Genomic DNA, 1803 nt, shown 5'->3' with positions numbered 1-1803 from the left:
CCCTTCGGGAGGACGTCGACCGGCAGGCCCAGGGTGCGGCCGACCCAGCCGGCGAGGACCGTCGGGCGGCCGCGGCCGTCGGCCATGCGCAGGGCGGCGCGGACCGCGCTGCGGCCGATCCAGAAGCCGCTGCCCTCGTCGCCGAGGAGCCAGCCGTCGCCGTCGACCGTGGTGGTGGCGTGCCGGCCGCTGACGCGCATGGCGACCGCGCCGGTCCCGGCGACCAGGGCGAGGCCGTCGGAGGGGGTGCCGGGGGCGGCGGCGAAGGCGGCCTCGATGTCGCTGCACACGCCGACCCGGCCGGCCGGGATGCCGAGGCGGCGCAGGGCCCCGGTGAGGGCGGTGCGGGCCCTGCCGGTGCCGGGGTCGTCCTCACAGGCCGCCGTGGCGCCCGCGAAACCGCCGGTCACGGCCACGACCCGGGCGCGCGCCGCCCGCGGCACCACCCGGTCGAGCGCCTCGGCGAGGTGGTCGGTGAGCTGCGGGACCGGGACGGTCATCGCGTTGCCCGGCCCGCCGGTGCTCTCGCCCAGCACGCGACCGTCGTCGGCGGCGGCGAGGACCGCGCGGGTACGGGTGCCGCCGGCGTCGAGGCCGATGACCAGGTCGCGCCCGTCGCGGGATTCGTGGTTCAAATCATTACCCATCGATGACTATGGTGATTGATACATTCGCGCAGGACAAGAGCAGAACCCGAGCAGAACACGAGCCGGGCCGAGGTCGGACCGGGCCGAACCCGAGGAGGATCCCATTCCCACGCTCCGCTTCGGCGTCAACTACACGCCCCGCCACGGCTGGTTCCACGCCTGGCACGACTTCGATCCGGCCCGCACCCGCGAGGACCTGGCCCAGATAGCCGGGCTCGGCCTCGACCACGTCCGGGTCTTCCACCTCTGGCCGCTGCTCCAGCCCAACCGCACCCTGATCCGCACCGCCGCCGTGGACCAGCTCGCGCAGCTGGTCGACCTGGCCGCCGAGGCCGGCCTGGACGTGCTGGTGGACGGCGTGCAGGGCCATCTGTCGAGCTTCGACTTCTACCCGGAGTGGACCCGCAGCTGGCACCACCGCAACGTCTTCACCGACCCGGAGGCAGTCGCCGCCCAGGCGGACCTGCTGCGCACCCTCGGCCGCGCCCTCGCCGGCCGCCCGAACCTCGTCGGCCTCCAGCTGGGCAACGAGCTCAACAACCTGATCGAGCACAACCCGGCGACGGTCGAGGAGGTCGACCACTACCTGGACACGCTGCTGACCGCCGCCCGGGAGGGCCTCGGCACGGACGGCGGCCTGGTGACGCACTCGGCGTACGACGCGGCCTGGTACGGCGACGACCACCCCTTCACCCCGCAGGCCTCGGCCCGCAAGGGCGATGTCACCACCGTCCACCCCTGGGTGTTCTCCGGCGGCTGCGCGAGCCGGTACGGCCCCCGTTCCCCGCAGGTCCTGCTCCTCGCCGAGTACGGCACGGAACTCGCCAAGGCCTACGCCGAGGAGCCCTCCCGCCCGGTCTGGGTCCAGGAAACGGGCGCCCCCGACCCCCACATCCCGGCGGCCGACGCCCCGCACTTCGCCCGCGAGACGATCCTGAACGCGGCGGGATGCGCGGACCTGTGGGGCGTGACGTGGTGGTGCTCCCACGACGTGGACCGGTCCCTGGCCGACTTCCCGGAACTGGAGTACACGCTGGGCCTGTTCGACGCACAGGGCCGCCCCAAGCCGACCGCCGAGGCTGTGGCGGCCACGGTGGCGGAACTGCGCAACGGTGCACTGCCGGCCGAGCCCCGCGCCACGGCCCTGGTCCTGGAC

2 protein-coding genes are annotated in these 1803 nt (G+C 74.4%); one reads left to right on the top strand and one right to left on the bottom strand.

Annotated features, from left to right (window positions below):
* Nucleotides 1–647: N-acetylglucosamine kinase (locus tag EHS43_RS43775; protein WP_312023479.1), on the bottom strand; the 647-nt coding region annotated here is incomplete at its 3' end.
* 292 nt (nt 648–939) lie between these two features.
* Here EHS43_RS43775 and EHS43_RS43770 point away from each other — a divergent pair.
* A partial coding sequence (locus EHS43_RS43770) for a glycosyl hydrolase (RefSeq protein WP_369009080.1) occupies nt 940–1803 on the top strand: 864 nt, incomplete at its 3' end.

The organism is Streptomyces sp. RP5T, from assembly GCF_003933965.1.
Classification (GTDB): Bacteria; Actinomycetota; Actinomycetes; order Streptomycetales; family Streptomycetaceae; genus Streptomyces.
The sequence above is the reverse complement of the archived record's forward strand: the minus strand, read 5'-3'. Positions and strand labels throughout refer to the sequence as shown.